The following is a 19,702-nucleotide window of genomic DNA, read 5'->3' as shown; positions in this document are numbered from 1 at the left end:
AAGGCGCGCGACGCGGCGGCTCGTCCAGAAAACACCTAGAGATCGAACAGGCCGGGAACCTCGGCCGGGCCCTGGCCCAGGTTGCGCGCCAGCACCTGGAAGCAGCGCAAGGCCGCCTGCATGTCCTGCGGATCCATCCCTTCGAACAGGCGCGCGCGCAACTGGCGCAGCAGATCCAGCACATGATCGTGAAAGGCCCTTCCCTTGTCCGTCAGGCGGATCAGGCGGGCGCGCCTATCCTCTTCGTCGGGCACCCGCTCCACCAGCCCGCCCGCCTGCAACTGATCGATGACGCGCACCAGCGTCGGCCCTTCCAGGCGCATCATCTGCGCCAGCTGCCCCTGGCGCGTCTGGTCGCCCAACTGGGCCAGATAGCGTATGGGCAGCACAGTGGCCTCGGACACGCCGTACTGGCGCAGCGCCAGGTCCAGCTCGCGCCGGTACAGGCGCGCCAGCACGACCAGGGACAGGCCGAATTGTTCTTCGAGCGATTGCTCTGTCATGGCTTCCTCGCAAAATCCGTCCCGCCCTGGGCGGGATAGGCATAATCCAGGACCGCACGGGCCCCGTCCAGGGCCTGCGCCACGTCCAGCACCGCGTCGGCCAGCACCGGATCGGCGCACTCGGGAGCCAGCCGCGCCAATTGATTGGCCGCCTCGCGCGGCCGCCGCTCGAAGCCGTCCAGCAAGGCGCAGACATGCTGCACGCAGGCCCGCTGCCGCGGGCCCACGGTGGCCAGCCGCTGCAAAGCCACGATGCCATAGCCCAGATTGATCAGGGACACCGCCCCGCGCGGCGCCTCGGCCCCCGTCCACTGCAGCAATCGCACCAGTTGGCGCGCCGCCCGGCTGCGCCAGGCCTGCACATGACGCGGCGGCTGACTACGTATCAGCGGATGGATTTCGCGCACCATGCGACGCGCCAGCGCGCGCCCCCGGGAGTGGGTACGGCTCGGCAGAAAATAAAAAGCCGTACAGACCACGGCCGAGCCGGCAATCAGGGCCGCCGATCCTTGCACGATGGCCGGCAGGGCCACGGCCGCCATGCCGGCCTGGCTGGCCAGCTGGAAACACATATTGGCGTCCAGCGCCCACAGCGCGGTAGGCCGGTTGGCGCGCGCCAGACCGCCCGCGACCATGAAGGGCAGCACCGAAGCGATGACCTGCCAGTCCTGCGTCAGATGAGGCTGCACGGCATAGCGGTACAGCCCCGCCGCGCCCGCGCCCACGACAATGCCGGTGAAAATGTGCTTGGCCATCAACTGCGGCCGCGGCATGGAGCCCAGAATCATGGAGAAGATGCACACGCCGATGGCGGCCAGCTCCAGGACCGGACTGCCCAGAGCGTAGGCGCCGGCGCCCGCCGCAAACCCGGCCGCGCCCGAGATGGCGCCGGTGCGCAGGGCCAGCGGCCAGTCCACCGCCGCCGCCGGGACGCGTACGGCGCGGATGCGGCGCTGCAACTGCTCCGGGCGCGGCGCGAACAGGCCCTGCCGGGCGCGCCGGATCTGCCCCATGGCGCGCCGCAGACGCGCCAGGCTGACCTCCTGCCCGCCTGAAGCGGGACGTTTCTCCAGCACGGCAATATCCTCCCCGTCCTGCAAGGCCTGGGCCTGGTCCAGCAGCCACTGCGCATGCTCAGGGTGACAGGCAAGACCGCGCGCGCGTTGCCGGGCGATCACCTGGCCGGCCGCGACCAGTTCGATGGCGGCATACAGCAAGGCGTCCACATAGGGAATGCGCCGGTAGGCATCCAGCGAACCGGCGGCGGTCAGACGGGCCTGCGCATCCAGTTCGCAGATTTCGCGCACCACGCGCGCGCTCAGGTTTCTGTCCTCCTCCTGGAATCGCGGGCCCAGATGGTGAGCCGCCAGGCGCAAGGCGTCGGCCGCGAGCTGGCGCACGCGCTCGTAATAATCGGCGCGGCGGCTGTGCGGGGTCGCCCAGCCCGAGATCAACGTCGCGACCAGCACCCCGATCAGGGTGCATTCCACCCGCGACAAGGCCAGCTCAAAAGACGCCTCGGGCGCCAGCACGGAAGGCAGCACCACCACGGCGGCGGTGATGCCGGCCAGCATGGGCATATAGCTGTGGGCGCCGCGCAGCACATGGGTCAGCGCCGAGCCGGCCGCCACCACCAGAGCCATGCACAGCAATTGCAGGTAAGGATCGGGCAGGTGCAGGAAGGCCAGCCCCAGCGCCGCGCCCAGCAAGGTGCCGCCGACGCGAAACAGCGCGCGCTCGTAGATCAGGCCCCGCGAGGCCTGGGAAATCGCCCAGCCCGGCATGGCCGCCCAGTACGGGTTGTCCACGCCCAGCAGCACGGCGATCGTGAAGGACAGCCAGGCGGCCAGCGCCAGACGCAAGCCCAGTTGGACCGAGGCTCGGTCCAACTGGATCAGCTTGGAAGAAGAAGACATGGAAATGGGAAACAGCTAAAGCTCAATTATATAGTTAGCTTAGCTATCTATTTGACAAGCGTTCCGTAACAAAAAGAATCATGCCCAGCCGTCATGACCGGTTCCTGGAGTGGGCCCGCCCCGTCTCGGGCTCGCACACTTCTGCTTCCGGCCATCAGGCCTGCTCTTTCTCCAGCCGCATCATGATGTGGGGAATGCCCGCATCGTCGAAGATCTCGCCGTATTCGACAAAACCGCGCTTGCGGTAAAAAAGCTGCGCCTGGCGCTGTGCCGCCAGGCGCAGCTCCGCGTGCCCGGCCTCCCAGCCCAATTCGATCAGATGATCCAGGATGCGCCTTCCCAGGCCGCTGCCCCGCCAGGGCGCGGCAACCGCCAAGCGGCCGATATGGCCGTCGGCCAGCAGGCGCCCCGTGGCGACGGGCCGCTCGCCGTCGTACGCCACCACATGCACGCTGAGCGGGTCCTGCGCGTCCACCTCTTCCTCCAGAGGCACCTTCTGCTCCTGCACGAAGACCGCCAGACGCACCTGCAGCGCCTGCTCGCCCAGTTCATCCCAAGTTCCGGTGCGCAGGCGCAGCTCCTGTGCTTCCTGAATGCTTTTCATGCTTTTCTGTCCTGTGAAACCCGTTGCGGCAAACGACGTGCGCTCCAGCCTTGCAGCCTGGCCGCGATGCGGGGCCGCTTGCGGCGCCGCATCGATCCGTCCTTGCCTGACCTCGCCGCCAGCGGCGAGGTATGCGCAAAGGCACATGGCCAAATCGTACTGCGCCGTTCTATGATGTAGCGATTCCGGCGCCCCGACCCACGAGGTCGAGCTTGCCGTCGTGTTCATTTTTGGCAGGAGTCATTATGCAACAGTGGCTGACACGCTACACAGCCTTCTATGTGATCATCGCCCTCACCGTCCTGTCCCTGCTGCTGGCCCTGGTCTCGGGCGCCGGCTGGCTGTGGGTGGCCGTGCCGGGCATGGCGCTGTGCGCGCTGGGCCTGGTGGACCTGACCCAGACGCGCCACGCGATCCGCCGCAACTATCCCGTGATCGGCAACCTGCGCTTTCTGTTCGAAGCCATCCGCCCCGAGATACGCCAGTACTTCCTGGAAAGCGACACTCAGCAACTGCCCTTTTCCCGCGCCGACCGCTCCCTGGTCTACCAGCGCGCCAAGCAGCAAGTGGACAAGCGCCCCTTCGGCACCCAGCAGGAGGTCTACGGCAACGGCTACGAGTGGATCAACCACTCCATGAACCCCACCCATATCACCGCTCCGGAATTCCGCATCAACGTTGGCGGCCCCGCCTGTACCCAGCCCTACTCCCTGTCCGTGCTGAACATCTCGGCCATGAGCTTCGGCGCCCTGTCGGCCAATGCCGTGCTGGCCCTGAACAAGGGCGCGCGCATGGGCAATTTCGCCCATGACACCGGCGAAGGCGGCGTCAGCAGCTATCACCTGCGCCACGGCGGGGACCTGATCTGGAACATAGGCTCGGGCTATTTCGGCTGCCGCGACGAGCAGGGACGCTTTTCCCCGGAACGCTTTGCCGAACGCGCCACCCAGGATCACATCAAGATGATAGAGATCAAGCTGTCGCAGGGCGCCAAGCCCGGCCACGGCGGCATCCTGCCCGGCGCCAAGGTGACGGCGGAGATCGCCGCGGCGCGCGGCGTGCCCGAAGGCGTGGACTGCAACTCGCCCTCGCGCCACAGCGCCTTCTCCACACCCGTGGAGCTGCTGCATTTCGTGGCGCAGTTGCGCGAATTGTCCGGCGGCAAGCCAGTGGGCTTCAAGCTGTGCATCGGCCACCCCTGGGAATGGTTCGCCATCGCCAAGGCCATGCTCAAGACCGGCATCACGCCGGACTTCATCGTGGTGGACGGGGCCGAAGGCGGCACGGGAGCGGCGCCGGTGGAATTCGTGGACCACGTGGGCACGCCGCTGCGCGAGGCCCTGCGCCTGGTGCACAACACCCTGGTGGGCATAGGGCTGCGCGAGCAGATCCGCCTGGGGGCCTCGGGCAAGATCATCAGCGCCTTCGACATGGCGCGCATCATGGCCCTGGGCGCGGATTGGTGCAACAGCGCGCGCGGCTTCATGTTCGCAGTGGGCTGCATCCAGGCCCAGGCCTGCCACACCGACAAATGTCCCACGGGAGTGACCGCGCAGGATCCGCTGCGCCAGAAGGCGCTGGTGGTGGACGACAAGTCCCTGCGCGTGGCGAGCTTTCATGCCAACACCCTGAAGGCCCTGGCCGAACTGCTGGCGGCCGCCGGCCTGGAGCATCCGGCCGAACTGCGCCCGCACCACATCGCCCGGCGCATCAGCAACGGCGAAGTGCGCGTGCTCTCGGCCCTGTTCCCGGATCTGCAGAAGGGCGAACTGCTGCGCGGCCACTACCGCCAGACCATCTTCCGGGTGGGCTGGCCCATGGCCAATCCCGATTCCTTCGAACCGGCCTACAGCCTGAGCAAGGCGCTCTCCAGCCTGAACGACGAGGCCGAACCCGACGAACCCCTGAAAAAACAGGATTCGGCCGACAGCGCGGGACAGGCGCTGGCCTGATCCCCGCAGGCAGCGGCGGCGCGCCTCAGCGCGACTGCCGCACCGCTCCCACGCCCACGTCCATTTCCCCGTACACCTGTACGCCCGAACGGCTCAGGCCGGGGTCGCCGCCACTGTCGCGCGCCGCGCAGGCGCCCAGGCTGGCGGCCATCAGTACAAGGGCCACGGCCCGAACGACTTGTCGCATATCAACTCCTTCACGATTGCCTCCCACTGTGCCAGAAAATCCCGCAAGCGGGGTTTCCAACTGTACTAGAATGCAGGGATCATGATGAGGCACACGGCACTTTTCCCGCATCGCTCAGGCAGCCGGCTCCTGCTGGCCCTGGCGCTGTGCGCGCTGCTGCTGCGCGGCCTGATCCCGGCCGGCTACATGCCGGCCTCCGGCCCGGACTACGCCGGCGCGCTCACCTTCTGCGTGCAGGGAGAGCCCGGCCTGGCAAGCTGGAGCGGGCAGGCGCCCCCGCCCGTCCAGGACGGCCATGCCGCCCATCCGGCCTGCCTTTTCGGCCAGGCCCAGGCGCAAGGCGTGCTGCCCCTGACCGACGCTGCGGCCTGGACGCCGGCCTTCCTGCCCGTGCACACCTGGAACGCCGCCGCGCCGGCCCCCGACCCGCTGCTGCCCCTGCCCGGCCCCGCCGTGGGCGCCCGCGCTCCTCCCGCCCCGCTGCGTTCCTGACGGCATCTTGCGCGGCCGCCAACGGCCGCACCACTCTGAATCTAGCGGGACTTACCTATGAAGGCTTCACAACCACGCCGCCGGCTGCTGCTCGGCCTGCTGGCCGCGCCCCTGGCGCTGGCCGCCTGCAAAGACGAGGCGCCCAAGCAGGCCGCCTTGACCAATCTGGAAGGCGTCAACATGAGCGGCGCCGACTTCGCCAAGGATTTCAGCCTGACCGACACCGAAGGGCAGCGGCGCACCCTGGCCGACTACCGCGGCAAGATCGTGCTGATCTTCTTCGGCTTCACCCAGTGCCCCGACGTCTGCCCCACCGCGCTGACGCGCGCCGTGGACATCAAGGAGCAATTGGGCGAAGACGGCGACAAGATCCAGGTCCTGTTCATCTCCGTAGACCCGGAACGCGACAGCAACGACGTATTGCGGGCCTATATGCAGGCCTTCGACCCCAGCTTCGTGGCTTTGCGCCCCAGCGCCGAGGAACTGGCCAAGACGGCCAAGGACTTCAAGGTCTTCTATCAGAAAGTGCCCACCGGCTCCAGCTACACCATGGACCACAGCGCGCTGACCTACGTCTACGACGCCAACGGCCGCCTGCAGCTCGCCCTGCGCCACACGCAGACCACCGAGGAAGCCGTGGCCGACCTGCGCCAGGTGCTGGCCCTGTCCCGCTGAACGAACAAGGAATTTCATCATGCAACGTACCATTATTTCCTCCCTGCTCTCCCTGGCCCTGCTGGGCGCCGCCGGCCTGGCCCAGGCCGAAGTCACCGTCACCGATCCCTGGGTGCGCGCCACCGTCGCCGGCCAGCAGGCCACCGGCGCCTTCATGAAACTGCAGTCCTCCGACAAGGCCCGCCTGGTCGGGGTTCGCAGCCCGCTGACTGAACATGCCGAAGTGCATGAAATGGTCATGGACAAAGAAGTCATGCGCATGCGCCAGGTGCAGCAGATCGAACTGCCGGCCGGCAAGACCGTGGAGCTCAAGCCAGGCGGCTATCACATCATGCTGCTGGGTCTGGACAAGCAGGTTCAGGAAGGCACGGACGTGGACCTGACCCTGCTGGTCGAGACCGACGCCGGCCAGAAACAGGAAATCACTGTCCGCGCGCCCGTGCGAGCGCTCAACGCCAAGGCGGGCGGCCACGGCCACAAGGCCCATTGAAGGGCGGATGCAAATTACGGGTTTTCCTTAATTTGCAAGGCGAAGCCGCCGAGCGTAAAGTGAAGTCACTGACACAGCGTCAGTGAGCTGCCTTAAAACCGCAGCTTCCCTCAACTGCCATCATGGCAGTTCACCGCCGCAAAAGCGGCAAACAGGCCCTACCGCAACGGTAGGGCCTTCGTGTTTTCAGCCCTGTTCAATTGCTGACATTTCCCATCTGGCACGGGCCGGCGGCCTGGATTATGCTTGGCGCAAGGCTGCCGACCGGCAGGCCTTGTTCCTGACTTTGGGGAGAATCTTCATGAAACTGGCCCTGACCCTCGCTTCGGCGGCAAGCTCCTTGTTTCTTCTGGCCGGCGCCGTCCACGCCGCCCCGGCTGCGGATGCCGCCAAGCCCCTGACCCCGCAGCAGCAACGCATGAGCACCTGCAATGCCAACGCCAAGGACCTTGCCGGCGACGAACGCAAGGACTTCATGAGCCGCTGCCTGAAGGGCGAGATCACCCAGCCCGAAAAAGCGCTGAGCGCTTCCCAGCAGCGCATGCGCGACTGCAACGCCCAGGCAAGCGCCAAGGCCCTGAAAGGCGACGAGCGCAAGACCTTCATGAGCACCTGCCTGAAGGCGCAATGATCCCCGCCTGGTCTGGCGGCGGAACGGACGCCGGTCGGCTTTCCGCCGGCCGGCGTCCTGTTCCGGCTGACCCGGACCATGCCGCCGGCTAGTGCGAGATCGTCGTCCCCAGCACCTTCAGAAACTGCGCCAGCCACTGCGGATGCGCGGGCCAGGCAGGCGCGGTGACCAGCTTGCCGTCCGTCACGGCCTCGGTCACGGCAATGTCCGCGTAGCGTCCGCCCGCCAGCTCCACATCAGGGCGGCAGGCCGGATAGGCAGAACACTGGCGGCCCTTCAGCACATCGGCGGCAGCCAGCAGCTGGGCGCCGTGGCAGACCGCCGCCACCGGTTTGTCGGCCTGGAAGAAATGGCGCACCATCTCGATCACGCGCGGATTCAGGCGCAGGTACTCGGGACCGCGGCCGCCCGGGATCACCAGCGCGTCGTAGTCCTGCTCGCGCACCGCGTCGAAATCCGCATTCAGGCGGAAGTTGTGGCCCCGTTTCTCCGAATACGTCTGCTCGCCCTCGAAATCATGGATGGCCGTGGCGATGGTGTCGCCGGACTTCTTGTCGGGGCAGACGGCGTCCACCCGGTGGCCCACCGCCAGCAAAGTCTGGAACGGCACCATGGTCTCGTAATCTTCACAATAATCACCGCAGATCATCAGGATCTTCTTGCTCATCACTGCTCCTTTGACTATGGACACAAGCCCCACTGCACCAGGGCGCAAGCCGGACGCGGGCCGCGCCGGCAACCAGCCCATGATGGCCCAGCCAGATGGCAGGCGCAAGACAGCCGGCGCTGCGCCCCAAAAGCAAATAAACGTAACGATTGCCAACAAGTTCCTTTACTATCTCGCTTTGCGCCTTGCCGCGCCGTCACACACCTGCGAGCCGACCTTCCATCATGAGCTTGAAGAAAGACAGTCTGGGCCGGGATTTCCTGATCTTTGCCCTGATCACCGCCCTGTTCACCCTGGGCGTAGCCATCTTCCTGTACGCTTACTTCCCCGATTTCTACCGCTGGCTGGGCTCGCGCGACTTCGTGCGCGGCGACCAGGAAGGGGTCTTCGACCTGCAGTCCTACACCGGCGTGATGCAGATCGTGCTGGGCATGCCCATCGCCCTGGCCGGGTCCGTCTACGCCATCTACCTGGCTCGCCAGAGCATGAACCTGTCCCGGCTGAGCCACGAACAGACCCAGGCCCTGAACCGCAACGAACTAAGCAACCAGTACAAGGAAAAGCTGGGCCGGGCCTCGCACGCTTTTCACGAACTGGCCCTGACGCTGCGCGACCTGAACCTGGGCTCGCTGGCGGTCTACGGCATGGCCAGCAAGGCGATCAACTTCAGCGCCAGCATGTGGGGCGCCGGCCCCGAAGGCAGCCGCGAATCCCTCGCCGGCGCCAGCCAGCAGTTGTGCCAGACCCTGGAGCGGCTGCGCGCCGCCCTGGAAGTGATTTATGCCGATCCGGCCCTGCGCCGGTTGCTGGAAACCAAGCTGCGCGGCGGCACCTTGATCAACACCATAGACCAGATCTGGCTCAAGGACAGCAACCGCGACGACCTGCCCCTGCTCAATGCCGTGCTGTCCAGCGACTACCTGGCCATCTCGGACCACCTGGCCCAGCGCGCCCGCAGCCTGCACGGCCAGGAACTGATCATGGCCGCGCTGGCGGCGCTGGCCGGCATCGCCCTGCGCTGGTCCCTGTCCGAGCAGTATCGCCAGCAAAACCCGCAACTGATGCGGCACCTGCTGGACACCGAGATCAACGACGGGGCGGAAGCCGCCGACAATTACGCCGAGGAATTCGGCCTGCGTTTCCTGGGCGTGGTCCTGCTCAAGCACTCGCGCCGCGTCAGGCTGAACTCGCCCCTGCCCCACGAATGGCGCATCGACCTGGGCACGGCGGCTTTCGTGGACCTGATCAACGCCCTGCCCAGCCGCGAAGAGATCAAGCGCTGCGTGGACCGGCAGGAAGAGCAGCTGGTACATGATCTGCGCATGCTGCAAGTCGACACCGACGGCTACATCGACCTGGTGACCGAACCCACGCGCTCGTTTTCCTCGGTGCTGCAATACCACGTCCGGCAATTGCTGGACGTGTTCCAGTCGCACAATCACCGCATGGGCCTGATCCGCCCCGACTCGCAGGGCGAGCCGCTGCACCAGTTGGCCCGCACCGCCAGCCAGATCGCCGGCGGACAGAGCCTGGCCCAGGACGACATCACCAACAAGGTCATCCAGCTGGCCATCCGAAACATCCTGGAAATGCGCGACTCCGGCGTGCTGAGCCCGCAGGAGGTCCGCCCCGCCGTGCAGGCGCTGGCGCGCTCCCACACCGAGCCGCTTGCCCTGTTCATTCTGGAGCCGGACCTGCTGGCCGTGCTGGGCGCGGCCTTGTCGCCGGAGCTCGCCCTGGACCTTCTGGTGCAATTGGCCGAGCTGCCCATGCAGGAAGAACAGGCCGCCGCCCGGGCCCAGTTGATGCTGCAAGTGGGCGCGCTGCTGGCGGGCCATGGCCAGGACGAGGCCGCCGCGCAGGCGCTGGAGTCGGGGTCGGAGTTGACGAACACCCTCCTGCGGCACAAGCTGCCGCTGCTCAAGAGTTATTACATCGACGCACAGGACGCCCCCACCCACTTGGCTCAGGTGCTGTTCGCCATTGTCTTGCGCAATGTGGTCTGGAGCCTTCCCGTGCGCGTACTGCTGGAGGGCGAACCGCTGCGCGCCCGCCTGCTGTACGCCACCGACGCCGTCCTGCCCGTCATCTACGAACGCTTCCACCAGTTGAACCAGCTGGACTGGACTCCCGCACTGGACAAATGGGAGGGCGCTCCCCAGGCCGGGCATCTGCATCGCTGGCGGCAGGCGCTGCAAGCCTGGCTGCTCCAGGGTCAGGCTACCGACGAGGGCACCATCGAACTCGACCTGGCCAAGCCCTGAACCACGCTAGGCCGGCGCGCGCGACTGCGGTACAGTAGATGTGTCATGTATGGTTTCTTCTTACAGGAGCACGCATATGGCCTTAGCCCCCCAAGACCGCAATCCCTCTGAACTGCTGCGCCAGTTGCCCTTGAAACCCGGCTGGCTGATCGGGCTGGGCATTGCCCTGATCATCCTCGGCCTGCTCGCCCTGGCCTACATCGTGGGCGCCACGGTGGCCAGCGTCGTGTACGTGGGCGTGCTCATGGCCATCGGCGGCGTCCTGCAGCTAGCCCACGCCTGGAGCGCCAAGGGCTGGAAAGGCTTTTTGCTCTGGAGCCTGAGCGGCGTGCTCTACCTGCTGGCCGGCGTGGTCGCCATCAGCAATCCCCTGGTGGGCGCCACCATCCTGACACTGATCTTCGGCGCCTTCCTGATTGCCTCGGGCGTGTTCCGGCTCTGGGTCTGGTTCCAGAACCGCGCCCAGCCCGGCGGCGGCTGGCTGGCCGTCTCGGGCCTGATCACCCTGGCCGCAGGCCTGATCATCGCCGCCGGCTGGCCCGGCAACAGCGTCTGGGTGCTGGGCCTGATCCTGGGCATAGACCTGCTGACCCAGGGCTGGGCGACCTTGCTGCTGGGCATGGCCATCAAGCGCGTCGGCCCGCGGTAAACCTGCCCTCCCATAAAAAAAAACCGCTCCGTGGAGCGGTTTTTTTTCCGTCATCGCGTCATTCCGGCAAGCTGGGCAACGCAGCTTGCGAACCGCGCAGCCAGGGCCGGCGGGTACAGGCCAGCATGGCCGCGTCACCCTGGCTGTCCCCGTAGGCCATGTCCAGCTGCACCGCAGGCGTGCCCAGCCAGCCCTGCAGGCGGCGCACTTTCTCTTCGCCCCAGCAATTGGCGCTCTTCAAGCCGATATAGCGGCCCTGGGCATCGAAACCCAGTTCAGTGGCCAGCACCTGGGCCAGGCCTTCCTGTCGGGCCCAGATGTCCAGGTAAAGAGAGGGGGAAGCGCTGACCAGCACCACGGTGTCGCCGCGCCGGCAGTGTTCGCGCAGACGCTCCAGCATCTCCGGACGCAACAGCCTGGGCAGGTGGCGGCTTACATAAGCCTGGGCCAGGTCCTCCAGTTGCCGGCGGTCCAGGCCCGCCAGGGCGCTGGCCAGGAAGCGCGCCTTGATGGCCTGGCGCCGCGCCGGTCCGCGATCCAGGCGCGCCACACGCGGCGCGCAGGCCAGGTAGGCTTTCAGGCAGACGCCCCAGCCGCGCATGCGCCGCACGAAGTCCTGCAGGCTGTCCCTGTCGGTAATCGTGCCGTCGAAGTCAAAAGCCACCAACACGGGCGCCCCTTTCTGTCTGGAAAACAGGCAGTTTACGGGCAAAGGGCGCCCTTCTCAAACCATCGCCCTACAAAGCCCAGCCGCCCAGATAGAACACGGCCAGGGCCACGGCGATCAGCACCGTGCCCACATTGAGCTTGTTCAGCTCGCCGGCGAACAGGCGCCCCAGCACCAAGGTGCAGAAACCCAGCATGATGCCGGTCACGATATTGCAGGTCAGCACGATGAAGACGGCGCAGACCAGCCCGGCCATGGTGTCCACCGAATCCTCGGTGTTCAGGTGGCGCACGCCGCCCAGCATCAGCAGGCCCACGTACATCAGGGCGGGCGCGGTCGCGTAGGCGGGCACCAGCGCCGCCAATGGGGACAGGAAGATCAGCGCCAGAAAGCCCAGGCCCACTACCACGGCCGTCAGGCCCGTGCGCCCGCCGGCCGCCGTGCCGGCCGCCGATTCAATATAGGCCGCTGCCGGAGCGGCGCCCAGCGTGGACGACACCATGGAGCTGACCGAGTCCGTGGTCAGCGCGCGGCTGCCATTGATGATCTGGCCCTTGTCATCGAGCTGGCCGGCCTGGCCCGCCACGGCGCGGATGGTGCCGGTGGCATCGAACACGGCCGTCATCACCAGGGCCAGCACGCTGGGCAGGACCACGGCGTTCATGGCGCCGCCTATGTCCATGGCGCCGATCAGCGAGTGTTCGCCGCCCAGCGCCGGCATGGCGAACAGGCCCGTGAAACGCACGGCCGGGTCGAAAGCCAGGCCGATGGCCGACAGGACCAGGATGACGATCAGGATGCCTCCGGCCACGCGGCGGCGCTCCAGGCCGAAGATGGCGGCCAGCCCCAGCACGGACAGCCAGACCGGCATGGCCGTGACATCGCCCAGCGCCACCGGCAGGCCGGCGCCGGCGTTGCGCGTGACCAGGCCGACTTCATTGGCGGCGATCAGCAAGAGGAACAGGCCTATGCCTATGCCCGTGCCGTGGGCGATGCCCAATGGCAGATTGCGCAGGATCCAGGTGCGTATGCCCGTGGCGGAAATGGCGGTGAAGATCACCCCCATCAGGAAAATCGCGCCCAGCGCCACGGCCGGGGTCAACTGCTGGCCCAGTACCAGGTCGAAGGCCGTGAAGGCCGTCAGCGAGATCGCACAGCCCACGGCAATGGGCAGATTGGCCCAGAAACCCATCAACAGCGAGCCGAAGGCGCTGGTCAGGCAGACCGCCACGAACACCGCTGACGTATCGAAACCGGCCTTGCCCAGCATGGACGGCACCACGAAGACCGAATACACCATGGCCAGAAAGGTGGTCAGCCCGGCCAGGATCTCCTGGCGCAGGGAGCTGCCTCGCTCGCGATAGGCAAAATGTTTTTCCAGCCAGCCGCCGGCCGTCGGGGCTTCCAGGGCCTGCTGCCTCGCCCGCAATGCGGTTTCTTGCTCAGCCATGATCCATGCTCCTTTATCAGTATTTGATGTCTGAAACGGTGCTTTGCCGTCATCAGGAATCATTAATGGACAGACCCGCCCCCGACAGGGGAGCGGCATCTCTCATGGCCTGAACCAGGAGCGTGCGCCAGGCAGCGGCCAGCACCCGTCCTGCCCGCGGAAAAACGCAGGCATGCATGCAGAAAAGAAATAGGTGAGCGGGGGTCGTCTCCTCCCCGACCGGCGCCTTTGCGGCGTTTCTTCTGATCCCGGCAATGGGAAATGAGGCCCCATTCTACGAGCCGGCCCGGCGCGGAAAATCACGTCAAGGTAATGAGGGTTATCAGGCTCCGGCCGGGACGCGCTTCAGCGCGACGGCATGTCGCAGGGTCCATAGACCAGGTCCGCGCGCGCTTCGGGCGGAATGGGCGGCATGCTGCGCTCCCATTGCAGGTAGCGTTCGCGCATATCCTGCAGGCGCGCGGGATCGCGCCGAGCCTGATTCGCCCGCTCGCGCTCGTCCTGCCCCAGGTTGAACAGGTACTCGACTTCGTCCACCTTCAGGTATTTCCAGTCTCCCTGGATCAAGGCGCGCTGGTCCCGATGCTTCATGCGCCAGAACAGCGGCCGCCGCACGTCCGGACCCGGTCCGCCCCGCAGCAGCGAGGCCAGCGACACGCCATCAGGCTCGAAACCGGCGCGAGCCCGCACGCCCGCCAGCTCCCAGAACGTCGCCGTCCAATCCATGGTCATGCACGGGACCGCGCACACTCCGGGGCGCACCGCCGCTGGCCAGTGCGCCAGCAAGGGAACCCGGATGCCGCCCTCGGTCAGATCCATTTTCCCGCCGACCAGAGGCCAGTTGTTGGAATAGCGCTCGCCGCCATTGTCGCTGGTGAACACGACCAGAGTGTCATCGAGCAGATCCTGCTCGCGCAGCGCCTGCATCAGAACGCCTATGCCCTCGTCCATCTCGCGGATCATCTGCTGGTAGACATGGATGGAGCCGCTTTCCAGATCGCTCAACGCGGCCGGAAACTCGTACTGCGCATCACGCTGCATGGCGCGCGTCTGCCACGGCCAATGGGGTGCGGTGTAGTGCAGGCTGAGCAGGAACGGCTCCCTGTCCCGGCCACGCTGGCGCACGAACTGCACGGCGCGCTCGCTGAACAGGTCCGTCAGGTAGCCCTGGGCCCGGATGGGCTCGCCATTGCAGTACAGCGCCCCCTCTCCTTTGTTGTCCGTATGGCGCAAATAGTCCGCCCCGCCCGACAGAATGCCCCAATGCTCCTGATACCCGCTTTTCAAGGGACCGAAGTGCGGCGGATAGCCCAGATGCCATTTGCCGATCAGGGCGGTCCGGTACCCTTTTTCGCGCAGCAAAGACGGCAAGGTGGGGTGCTCCGGAGGCAGGCCGGCCACCTTGTCGCCCTTGAAGCGCGGCGTCAGCGGCTCGTGGGCGCCGCCGCGCAGACGATACTGGTAGCGCCCCGTCATCAGGGCGAAGCGTGTCGGCGAGCAGACCGGCGAATTGGCATAGGCCCGCGTGAAGCGCAGGCCATTGCGGGCCATGCGATCCAGATTCGGACTGGTGTCGGGCAAGCCGCCGTAGCATCCCAGATCCGCATGGCCCAGGTCGTCGGCCAGAATGGAGACGAAATTGCTCATCCTGCTCCCTTACAAGGTTCCCGCCAAGCCGGCATCGGTGATGACCTGCCGGTACCGGATACTGTCCTGGTCGATCTGTTGCTGGAACTCATCCCTGCGCTTGATGGTCACGTCCATGCCCAGTTCGCGCAATTTGGCCGCCAGGCCGGGGTCGGACAGGGCCTGAACAAAAGCATCCTCCAGCCACTGGCGCTGCGCGGGATCCGTGCCCGCCGCCACGAAAAAGCCTGTCCAGCTCGCCACGTCCACCCCCGGGAACCCTGCCTCGGACGCCGCCGGAACCTGGGGAAGGATGGGCGTGCGCTCCTGGCTCGTCACCATCAAGGGGCGCAGCTTGCCTGCCTTCAGATGCGGCAGGGACGGGGCCAGGGCATCGATCAGCACGGGGACATGAGCCCCCAGCACCGCCTGTAGCGCCGGCGTGCTGCCATTGAATGGCACCGGCGTGGGCGAGATGCCCGCCGCGCGCGTGACCACCTCCATGGCGATGCGGCCCGGCAGGGCTCCGTGTGCGTACATGGCATAGTCCATCTGGCCTTGCTTGAGGCTTTCCACCCACTGCCCCACCGTCTGGATGCTGGACTCGGGCGCCACGCTCAGGACCAGCGGCATGAAGGTCGCCATGGCCACCGGCTCGAAATCCTTGGCGGGATCGTAGGCCGGTTCCTTGTACAGCACCGGATTGAACACCATGGTGGCGTCGATGGCCGTCAGCACGGTGTAGCCATCCGGCTTGGCGCGCGCCACGTGACGCGCGGCAATCGTGGTGTTGCCGCCGGGCCGGTTCTCCACCACGATGGACACCGACTGCTGCTCGGCCACCTTCTGGGCGATCAGGCGCGACAGCGTGTCCGACCCGCCTGGGGCCGCGACCGGGACAAACAGGGAAAGGGGCCGTTGGGGGTATTGCGCCGGGGCCGCCCCCGCCGGCATCGCTCCCGCCAGAGAAGCCATAGCCAACATATAGGCAAGTTTCATCGTCTCGCTCCGTCAATGAATGAAGAATCAGTCCAGCCGTATGGCCAGACGCTGGATCATGGGTCCATACAGCCGGGACTGCGCCTGGATGAACTGCTCGAAATCCTGGCCCGTGCGTATATCGACCAGCATGCCTTTGGCCTCCAGCCGGGCGCGTATGTCGGCCTGAGCCATGGCCTGGACGACCGCGTCCTGCATCGCCGCCACCGCCGCGTCCGGCGCCTCCCGAGGCGCGACCAGTCCCCACCAGCTGGAGAACGCCAGGGGCTGCCCCAGCTCGGCCAGCGTCGGAATCCGATCCGCCTGCGCCAGTCGCTCATCGGACGCCACGGCCAGCGCGCGCAGCCGCCCCTCTGCCAGCAAGGGCGCGCTGCCCACCAGCAAGTCGAACATGAAATCCACTTCGCCTGCGGCCAGGTCCGTCAGCGCCTGGGCCGCGCCGCGGTAGGGAATGTGGTCGGCCTCCAGTCCCAGGTCGCGGGAGAACTGGGCGCCGGCCAGGTGCGCGACCGTGCCGATGCCCGCCGACCCATACCGCAAGCGGCGCTGCTGCCCCAAGGTCCGCACATCGTCCAGGGAATTGAGGCCGCTATCGGCGCGCACCAGCAAGAGCAAAGGGGCCTGCGCCAACAAGGCGACCGGTTTCAAGCGCTCGGCCGCCTTTTGCTGTTCGGCGCCATGGAACAAAAAGGGATTCAAGGACAGCAGGCCGGTGTGGGCGATCAGGAAATTCCGCTCGCCGGCGCGTTGAGCCACCGTGGCCTGAATGGCCGACATGCCGCCCGCGCCCGGCTTGTTCATCACCACCACAGGCTCGGCCAACTGCCGTGCCAGCGATGGCGCCAGGTCCCGGGCCAGTTGATCGACCGCTCCCGCTGGAGGAAACGGCAAGACAAGGTTGATGGAAGCGGCCAGGGCGGCCAGCGGGAACAGACACAACAGCAGGATCCCCGCTCCTATCCGTAACATCGTCGCGCGCATGGATACCTCCTCTATATTTAAAAATATACTTCGGTATATTTTTAAATATAAAAGAGCAAGCCATCAGGCTCCATGCTTGATTTCCCTAGTCTTTGAAGGGCGACAGGACCTGGCCCTGATCCGCATTCCGCAGCACGACAGGCAGCCAGGATCCGCTCGAACCTCAGTCCTGGCGCGAGACCGTCGCGTCCGCGCCTTGCAGGAATTGCTCCCGCAACTGCTCCCACTGCTCGGTCAAGGCCTGCACGGCTTGCGGCTCGGGCCGCAGCCCCTGCGGCTCCAGCTTCACCAGCGCCAGGCCGTACCGGGCCGCCGACAGGTCCTGCGCCACGCCGGCCGATTGCTGCACGGCTTGCGCGGGGCGGCGGCTCCACAGCTCTCCCAGTCCGGCCAGGCCCTGCGCCGCCCCGGCCAGGCGCCGGCGCACAGAACCAACGATGCTGACCGGCCAGACCAGGGTGAACATCAGGTACATGACGGTATTGCCCAGCAGGATGCCCATGACGCGGTCGCGCGCCGAATCCAGGTCGAAACTGGGACCAAAGCCCTGCAAAGTCACCAGATAGAATGCGAAGGCGATCTGTATGCCTGCATAGGAGATGCGCTCCGGTCCGTAGAACACCCAGGCCCCCAGCAGGGACACCAGGAACACCACGGCCATCAGTCCGCCGATATCCACCAGATGCGGCATGATGAACAGCACCGTCAAAAAGCCCAGCGCCGCGCCCGCCAGGCAACCGGCGATGCGCAGCGCCAGCTTGTGCACGGTTTCTCCCGTCGATCCCAGGGCCGCCACATAACAGGTGATCATGGCGGTGTGAATGCCCTGCCAGTCCAGGGCGCTGTAGATCAGATAGCACAGCACGGCGGCCGCCGTCGCCTTCAAGGCGTGATGCTGATAGATGGGATTGGTCCAGGCATCGGGTACGAAGAAGGGTTCGCGCGGCGGATCGGCGCGCCCGATGGGCGTGACGCCCGCCAGAGACTGCAAGGCCTGATGCAGTTCGAGCGCCGCCGGGCCGCCGTCGGCCGGCGGTGCGGGCAGATCCACAGCCTGGGGAGCCAGACCTTGCTCCAGAGCTTGGGCGCCCTGTTCGCAGGCCCGGGCCAGCGCCAGGCCTTGCGCGGGATCTGCGTCCGCTTCGCGCAACACGGCCACGGCCAGCAGGACGCGATACGTGTTCAGGATGGCCTGATCCAGTTCCTCCTGGCGCCGCGCCGGCAGCAGGTGGAACAGGCGCACCCAGCCCAGGCGTTTCTGCTGCTCGGCCACGCCCAACGCCAGCTCGGCCCACAGCGCCTGCGCGTCCGCCCGCCCGTCCAGGTCTCGGGCGGCCAGGCGCAGGCGCGCGCCCAGTTCGCGGCGCAGCACCTTGTGCGGATACAGGCCGAAACACAGATTGAAGACCAGCACCAGGCCCATGGGCGCGCTGGCCATCAGCCAGGCGTACAGCAAGGCGCGCGTGGCGATCTCCCCCACCGGCACGTAGCCCAGCAGGGTCAGCACAAAGGCGATCACCAGGGCGATGATGCCGCCCAGCGGCCCCAGCTTGCTGGCCACACCCAGAAACAGCAGCGCAAAAGACGTCAGCACCATGGCCAGCAAGCGCAGGGCCGGATATTCGATGGTGAACTGGATCAGCGGCACCATCAGCAGCACGACCAGCGACACCAGCACCACCAGGGCCAAGGCCAGGACCGAGCTTTCGCCCGAATCGGACTTCATCACGAAGAAAATGACGAAACAGCTGACGGCCGATTCCGGGATGCCGTAGTTCATGGCCAGCATGACCATCAGGGCGCACAGGGCGGCGACCCGCCAGCTCAGCGCCAGGCGGCCGGGCGTGGGCCGCAGGTCCTGCAGGAGCACCCGCCACAGGCCGGACGGGCTTGCGCTAGCAGTCGCCATCGGCGTGAATGATGGACGTGGCCGAGGCGCCCATGCGCATCAGATCCTCGGGCGGCTGGTCCAGCCGGATGCGCACCGGAAAGCGCTGCGCCACCCGCACCCAGTTCAGGGACTTCTGGATGAAGGGCAGGCTGCGCGGCAGGTTGATCTCTTCCTGGCTGCTGACGCCCCAGCCTATCTCCTCCACCTTGCCGCTCAGCTTGCGCGACGGATCGGCCAGCACGTAGACCGTGGCGCAGGCGCCGGGGCGGATGCGTTTCAGGTCGGTTTCGCGGTACATGCCGGTGGCGTGCCAGGCGTCCGTGGCGATCAGGGTGAAGACCGACACGCCCGGCAGCAGGTGTTCGCCCGGGCCGGTGCGCAGGCCCACGATGCGGCCATTGACCGGCGCCTTGACCTGCGTGTGTTCCAGGTCGCGCTGCGCCATGGCCAGGCCCGCCTGGCGCATCTGCACCATGGCCTGCTCGGCCTGCGTGTCGCCCACCAGGGCCTGGGCGGCGCCCGCCTGCTCCAGGGCCTGCTTCAAGGTGACTTCCGCGTCCCGCATCAGGGTGTTGGCCTCGTCCAGCTGCTGCCGGGACACATAGCCCTTGGCCGCCAGATTGGCCAGGCGCCGCTGGCTTTGCGCGGCCATGGCCAGGTTCGTGCGGGCGCGGGTGATCTGCTCGTCGGCGATCGTGGCGTTGTGCCCTTCGGCGCGCACCGCCCGCTGCTTGACCTCCAGCGTGGCCTGCGCCAGCGCCAGTTCGGCCTGCGCCTGCTCCAGCCGCAACTGATAGAACACCGGATCCACCGTGAAGAGCAGTTCGCCCTGGCGGACATATTGGCCGTCGCGCACCGCCATCTGCTCGATGCGTCCCGGCAGCGAACTGGACACGTGCACCACGTCCGCGCCCAGCACGGCATCTTCCGAGGCCGGATTGTCCGCCGCGCGCTGCAGGTAGCGCCAACCAAGGGCAAAGGCGGCGATGACGGCCGCGGCCGTCAGCAGCCATGCCAGGCTCTTGCGGGAACGGGAATGCGATGGCGAAGTCATGGCG

Annotated in this window: 19 protein-coding genes; 7 read left to right on the top strand and 12 right to left on the bottom strand. The window is 66.7% G+C overall.

Going from position 1 to position 19,702, the window contains the following annotated elements; all coding sequences use genetic code 11:
• Positions 1 to 35: 35 nt before the first annotated feature.
• From ACWPWO_RS07220 to ACWPWO_RS07210, 3 genes are all read right to left on the bottom strand, one after another.
• Entirely contained in the window at positions 36 to 503 is a 468-nt protein-coding gene (locus tag ACWPWO_RS07220) for a MarR family winged helix-turn-helix transcriptional regulator (RefSeq protein WP_454005551.1), read from the bottom strand.
• Entirely contained in the window at positions 500 to 2,419 is a 1,920-nt protein-coding gene (locus ACWPWO_RS07215) for an FUSC family protein (RefSeq protein ID WP_454005549.1), read from the bottom strand. Before ACWPWO_RS07215 ends, ACWPWO_RS07220 begins: the two co-directional genes overlap by 4 nt.
• A 154-nt stretch (positions 2,420 to 2,573) precedes the next feature.
• On the bottom strand, positions 2,574 to 3,023 hold the full coding sequence (locus tag ACWPWO_RS07210) for a GNAT family N-acetyltransferase (RefSeq protein WP_454005547.1): 450 nt from the start codon (positions 3,021 to 3,023) through the stop codon (positions 2,574 to 2,576).
• Between the two features lie 245 nt (positions 3,024 to 3,268).
• Between ACWPWO_RS07210 and ACWPWO_RS07205 the strand changes: the two genes are divergently transcribed.
• Positions 3,269 to 4,975: an FMN-binding glutamate synthase family protein gene (locus ACWPWO_RS07205; RefSeq protein ID WP_454005545.1), complete on the top strand. Its 1,707-nt coding sequence runs from the start codon at positions 3,269 to 3,271 to the stop codon at positions 4,973 to 4,975.
• A gap of 25 nt (positions 4,976 to 5,000) precedes the next feature.
• On the opposite strand, the gene ACWPWO_RS07200 is transcribed toward ACWPWO_RS07205, so the two are convergent.
• The gene (locus ACWPWO_RS07200) at positions 5,001 to 5,162 is read right to left on the bottom strand and encodes a hypothetical protein (protein ID WP_394065236.1); all 162 of its coding nucleotides are present in this window, start codon (positions 5,160 to 5,162) and stop codon (positions 5,001 to 5,003) included.
• Positions 5,163 to 5,243: 81 nt separating this feature from the next.
• Here ACWPWO_RS07200 and ACWPWO_RS07195 point away from each other — a divergent pair, with 81 nt between their 5' ends.
• The 4 genes from ACWPWO_RS07195 to ACWPWO_RS07180 all read left to right on the top strand — a co-directional run bounded on the left by ACWPWO_RS07195 (position 5,244) and on the right by ACWPWO_RS07180 (position 7,450).
• On the top strand, positions 5,244 to 5,654 hold the full coding sequence (locus tag ACWPWO_RS07195; RefSeq protein ID WP_454005543.1) for a hypothetical protein: 411 nt from the start codon (positions 5,244 to 5,246) through the stop codon (positions 5,652 to 5,654).
• Positions 5,655 to 5,711: 57 nt separating this feature from the next.
• The gene (locus ACWPWO_RS07190; RefSeq protein ID WP_454005542.1) at positions 5,712 to 6,329 is read left to right on the top strand and encodes an SCO family protein; all 618 of its coding nucleotides are present in this window, start codon (positions 5,712 to 5,714) and stop codon (positions 6,327 to 6,329) included.
• 19 nt (positions 6,330 to 6,348) lie between these two features.
• On the top strand, positions 6,349 to 6,819 hold the full coding sequence (locus tag ACWPWO_RS07185; RefSeq protein ID WP_454005539.1) for a copper chaperone PCu(A)C: 471 nt from the start codon (positions 6,349 to 6,351) through the stop codon (positions 6,817 to 6,819).
• Positions 6,820 to 7,120: 301 nt separating this feature from the next.
• Positions 7,121 to 7,450, top strand: coding sequence for a PsiF family protein (locus ACWPWO_RS07180; RefSeq protein WP_394065232.1), 330 nt, complete (start codon positions 7,121 to 7,123; stop codon positions 7,448 to 7,450).
• Positions 7,451 to 7,538: 88 nt separating this feature from the next.
• On the opposite strand, the gene ACWPWO_RS07175 is transcribed toward ACWPWO_RS07180, so the two are convergent.
• Positions 7,539 to 8,117 carry a DJ-1/PfpI family protein gene (locus tag ACWPWO_RS07175; RefSeq protein WP_454005537.1) on the bottom strand — a complete coding sequence of 193 codons (579 nt, stop codon included), beginning with the start codon at positions 8,115 to 8,117 and terminating at the stop codon, positions 7,539 to 7,541.
• 224 nt (positions 8,118 to 8,341) lie between these two features.
• Between ACWPWO_RS07175 and ACWPWO_RS07170 the strand changes: the two genes are divergently transcribed.
• Positions 8,342 to 10,381, top strand: a complete 2,040-nt coding sequence (locus ACWPWO_RS07170; protein ID WP_454005535.1) for a hypothetical protein — start codon at positions 8,342 to 8,344, stop codon at positions 10,379 to 10,381.
• A gap of 76 nt (positions 10,382 to 10,457) precedes the next feature.
• Positions 10,458 to 11,030 carry an HdeD family acid-resistance protein gene (locus tag ACWPWO_RS07165; RefSeq protein WP_454005533.1) on the top strand — a complete coding sequence of 191 codons (573 nt, stop codon included), beginning with the start codon at positions 10,458 to 10,460 and terminating at the stop codon, positions 11,028 to 11,030.
• Between the two features lie 58 nt (positions 11,031 to 11,088).
• Here the strand turns inward: ACWPWO_RS07165 and ACWPWO_RS07160 are convergent, their stop codons facing one another.
• The 7 genes from ACWPWO_RS07160 to mdtN form a co-directional block, all read right to left on the bottom strand.
• Positions 11,089 to 11,700, bottom strand: a complete 612-nt coding sequence (locus ACWPWO_RS07160) for an HAD-IB family hydrolase (protein WP_454005531.1) — start codon at positions 11,698 to 11,700, stop codon at positions 11,089 to 11,091.
• A gap of 67 nt (positions 11,701 to 11,767) precedes the next feature.
• Entirely contained in the window at positions 11,768 to 13,147 is a 1,380-nt protein-coding gene (locus ACWPWO_RS07155; RefSeq protein ID WP_454005529.1) for an NCS2 family permease, read from the bottom strand.
• A gap of 345 nt (positions 13,148 to 13,492) precedes the next feature.
• Positions 13,493 to 14,794, bottom strand: coding sequence for a sulfatase family protein (locus ACWPWO_RS07150; RefSeq protein ID WP_454005527.1), 1,302 nt, complete (start codon positions 14,792 to 14,794; stop codon positions 13,493 to 13,495).
• Between the two features lie 9 nt (positions 14,795 to 14,803).
• A complete protein-coding gene (locus ACWPWO_RS07145) occupies positions 14,804 to 15,772 on the bottom strand; it encodes a Bug family tripartite tricarboxylate transporter substrate binding protein (protein WP_454005525.1) in 969 nt (322 codons plus the stop codon).
• Positions 15,773 to 15,799: 27 nt separating this feature from the next.
• Positions 15,800 to 16,753: a tripartite tricarboxylate transporter substrate binding protein gene (locus ACWPWO_RS07140; protein WP_454005523.1), complete on the bottom strand. Its 954-nt coding sequence runs from the start codon at positions 16,751 to 16,753 to the stop codon at positions 15,800 to 15,802.
• A 163-nt stretch (positions 16,754 to 16,916) separates the two neighbouring features.
• On the bottom strand, positions 16,917 to 18,662 hold the full coding sequence (locus tag ACWPWO_RS07135) for an FUSC family protein (RefSeq protein ID WP_454005521.1): 1,746 nt from the start codon (positions 18,660 to 18,662) through the stop codon (positions 16,917 to 16,919).
• Positions 18,649 to 19,698: a multidrug transporter subunit MdtN gene (gene mdtN / locus ACWPWO_RS07130; RefSeq protein WP_454005519.1), complete on the bottom strand. Its 1,050-nt coding sequence runs from the start codon at positions 19,696 to 19,698 to the stop codon at positions 18,649 to 18,651. Before mdtN ends, ACWPWO_RS07135 begins: the two co-directional genes overlap by 14 nt.
• Positions 19,699 to 19,702: the final 4 nt, after the last annotated feature.

This window comes from Alcaligenes sp. Marseille-Q7550, assembly GCF_965112015.1.
Note: the sequence above shows the minus strand (reverse complement) of the source record. Positions and strands in the feature narration are given on the sequence as shown.

Bases quoted from the DNA above. Each gene is read 5' to 3' on its own strand.
- ACWPWO_RS07170 (WP_454005535.1), top strand. From the start codon at position 8,342: ATGAGCTTGAAGAAAGACAGTCTGGGCCGGGATTTCCTGATCTTTGCC.
- ACWPWO_RS07200 (WP_394065236.1), bottom strand. From the start codon at position 5,162: ATGCGACAAGTCGTTCGGGCCGTGGCCCTTGTACTGATGGCCGCCAGC.
- ACWPWO_RS07180 (WP_394065232.1), top strand. From the start codon at position 7,121: ATGAAACTGGCCCTGACCCTCGCTTCGGCGGCAAGCTCCTTGTTTCTT.
- ACWPWO_RS07185 (WP_454005539.1), top strand. From the start codon at position 6,349: ATGCAACGTACCATTATTTCCTCCCTGCTCTCCCTGGCCCTGCTGGGC.
- ACWPWO_RS07155 (WP_454005529.1), bottom strand. From the start codon at position 13,147: ATGGCTGAGCAAGAAACCGCATTGCGGGCGAGGCAGCAGGCCCTGGAA.
- ACWPWO_RS07195 (WP_454005543.1), top strand. From the start codon at position 5,244: ATGATGAGGCACACGGCACTTTTCCCGCATCGCTCAGGCAGCCGGCTC.
- ACWPWO_RS07205 (WP_454005545.1), top strand. From the start codon at position 3,269: ATGCAACAGTGGCTGACACGCTACACAGCCTTCTATGTGATCATCGCC.
- ACWPWO_RS07145 (WP_454005525.1), bottom strand. From the start codon at position 15,772: ATGAAACTTGCCTATATGTTGGCTATGGCTTCTCTGGCGGGAGCGATG.
- ACWPWO_RS07210 (WP_454005547.1), bottom strand. From the start codon at position 3,023: ATGAAAAGCATTCAGGAAGCACAGGAGCTGCGCCTGCGCACCGGAACT.
- ACWPWO_RS07150 (WP_454005527.1), bottom strand. From the start codon at position 14,794: ATGAGCAATTTCGTCTCCATTCTGGCCGACGACCTGGGCCATGCGGAT.
- ACWPWO_RS07190 (WP_454005542.1), top strand. From the start codon at position 5,712: ATGAAGGCTTCACAACCACGCCGCCGGCTGCTGCTCGGCCTGCTGGCC.
- mdtN (WP_454005519.1), bottom strand. From the start codon at position 19,698: ATGACTTCGCCATCGCATTCCCGTTCCCGCAAGAGCCTGGCATGGCTG.
- ACWPWO_RS07175 (WP_454005537.1), bottom strand. From the start codon at position 8,117: ATGAGCAAGAAGATCCTGATGATCTGCGGTGATTATTGTGAAGATTAC.
- ACWPWO_RS07140 (WP_454005523.1), bottom strand. From the start codon at position 16,753: ATGCGCGCGACGATGTTACGGATAGGAGCGGGGATCCTGCTGTTGTGT.
- ACWPWO_RS07215 (WP_454005549.1), bottom strand. From the start codon at position 2,419: ATGTCTTCTTCTTCCAAGCTGATCCAGTTGGACCGAGCCTCGGTCCAA.
- ACWPWO_RS07220 (WP_454005551.1), bottom strand. From the start codon at position 503: ATGACAGAGCAATCGCTCGAAGAACAATTCGGCCTGTCCCTGGTCGTG.
- ACWPWO_RS07165 (WP_454005533.1), top strand. From the start codon at position 10,458: ATGGCCTTAGCCCCCCAAGACCGCAATCCCTCTGAACTGCTGCGCCAG.
- ACWPWO_RS07135 (WP_454005521.1), bottom strand. From the start codon at position 18,662: ATGGCGACTGCTAGCGCAAGCCCGTCCGGCCTGTGGCGGGTGCTCCTG.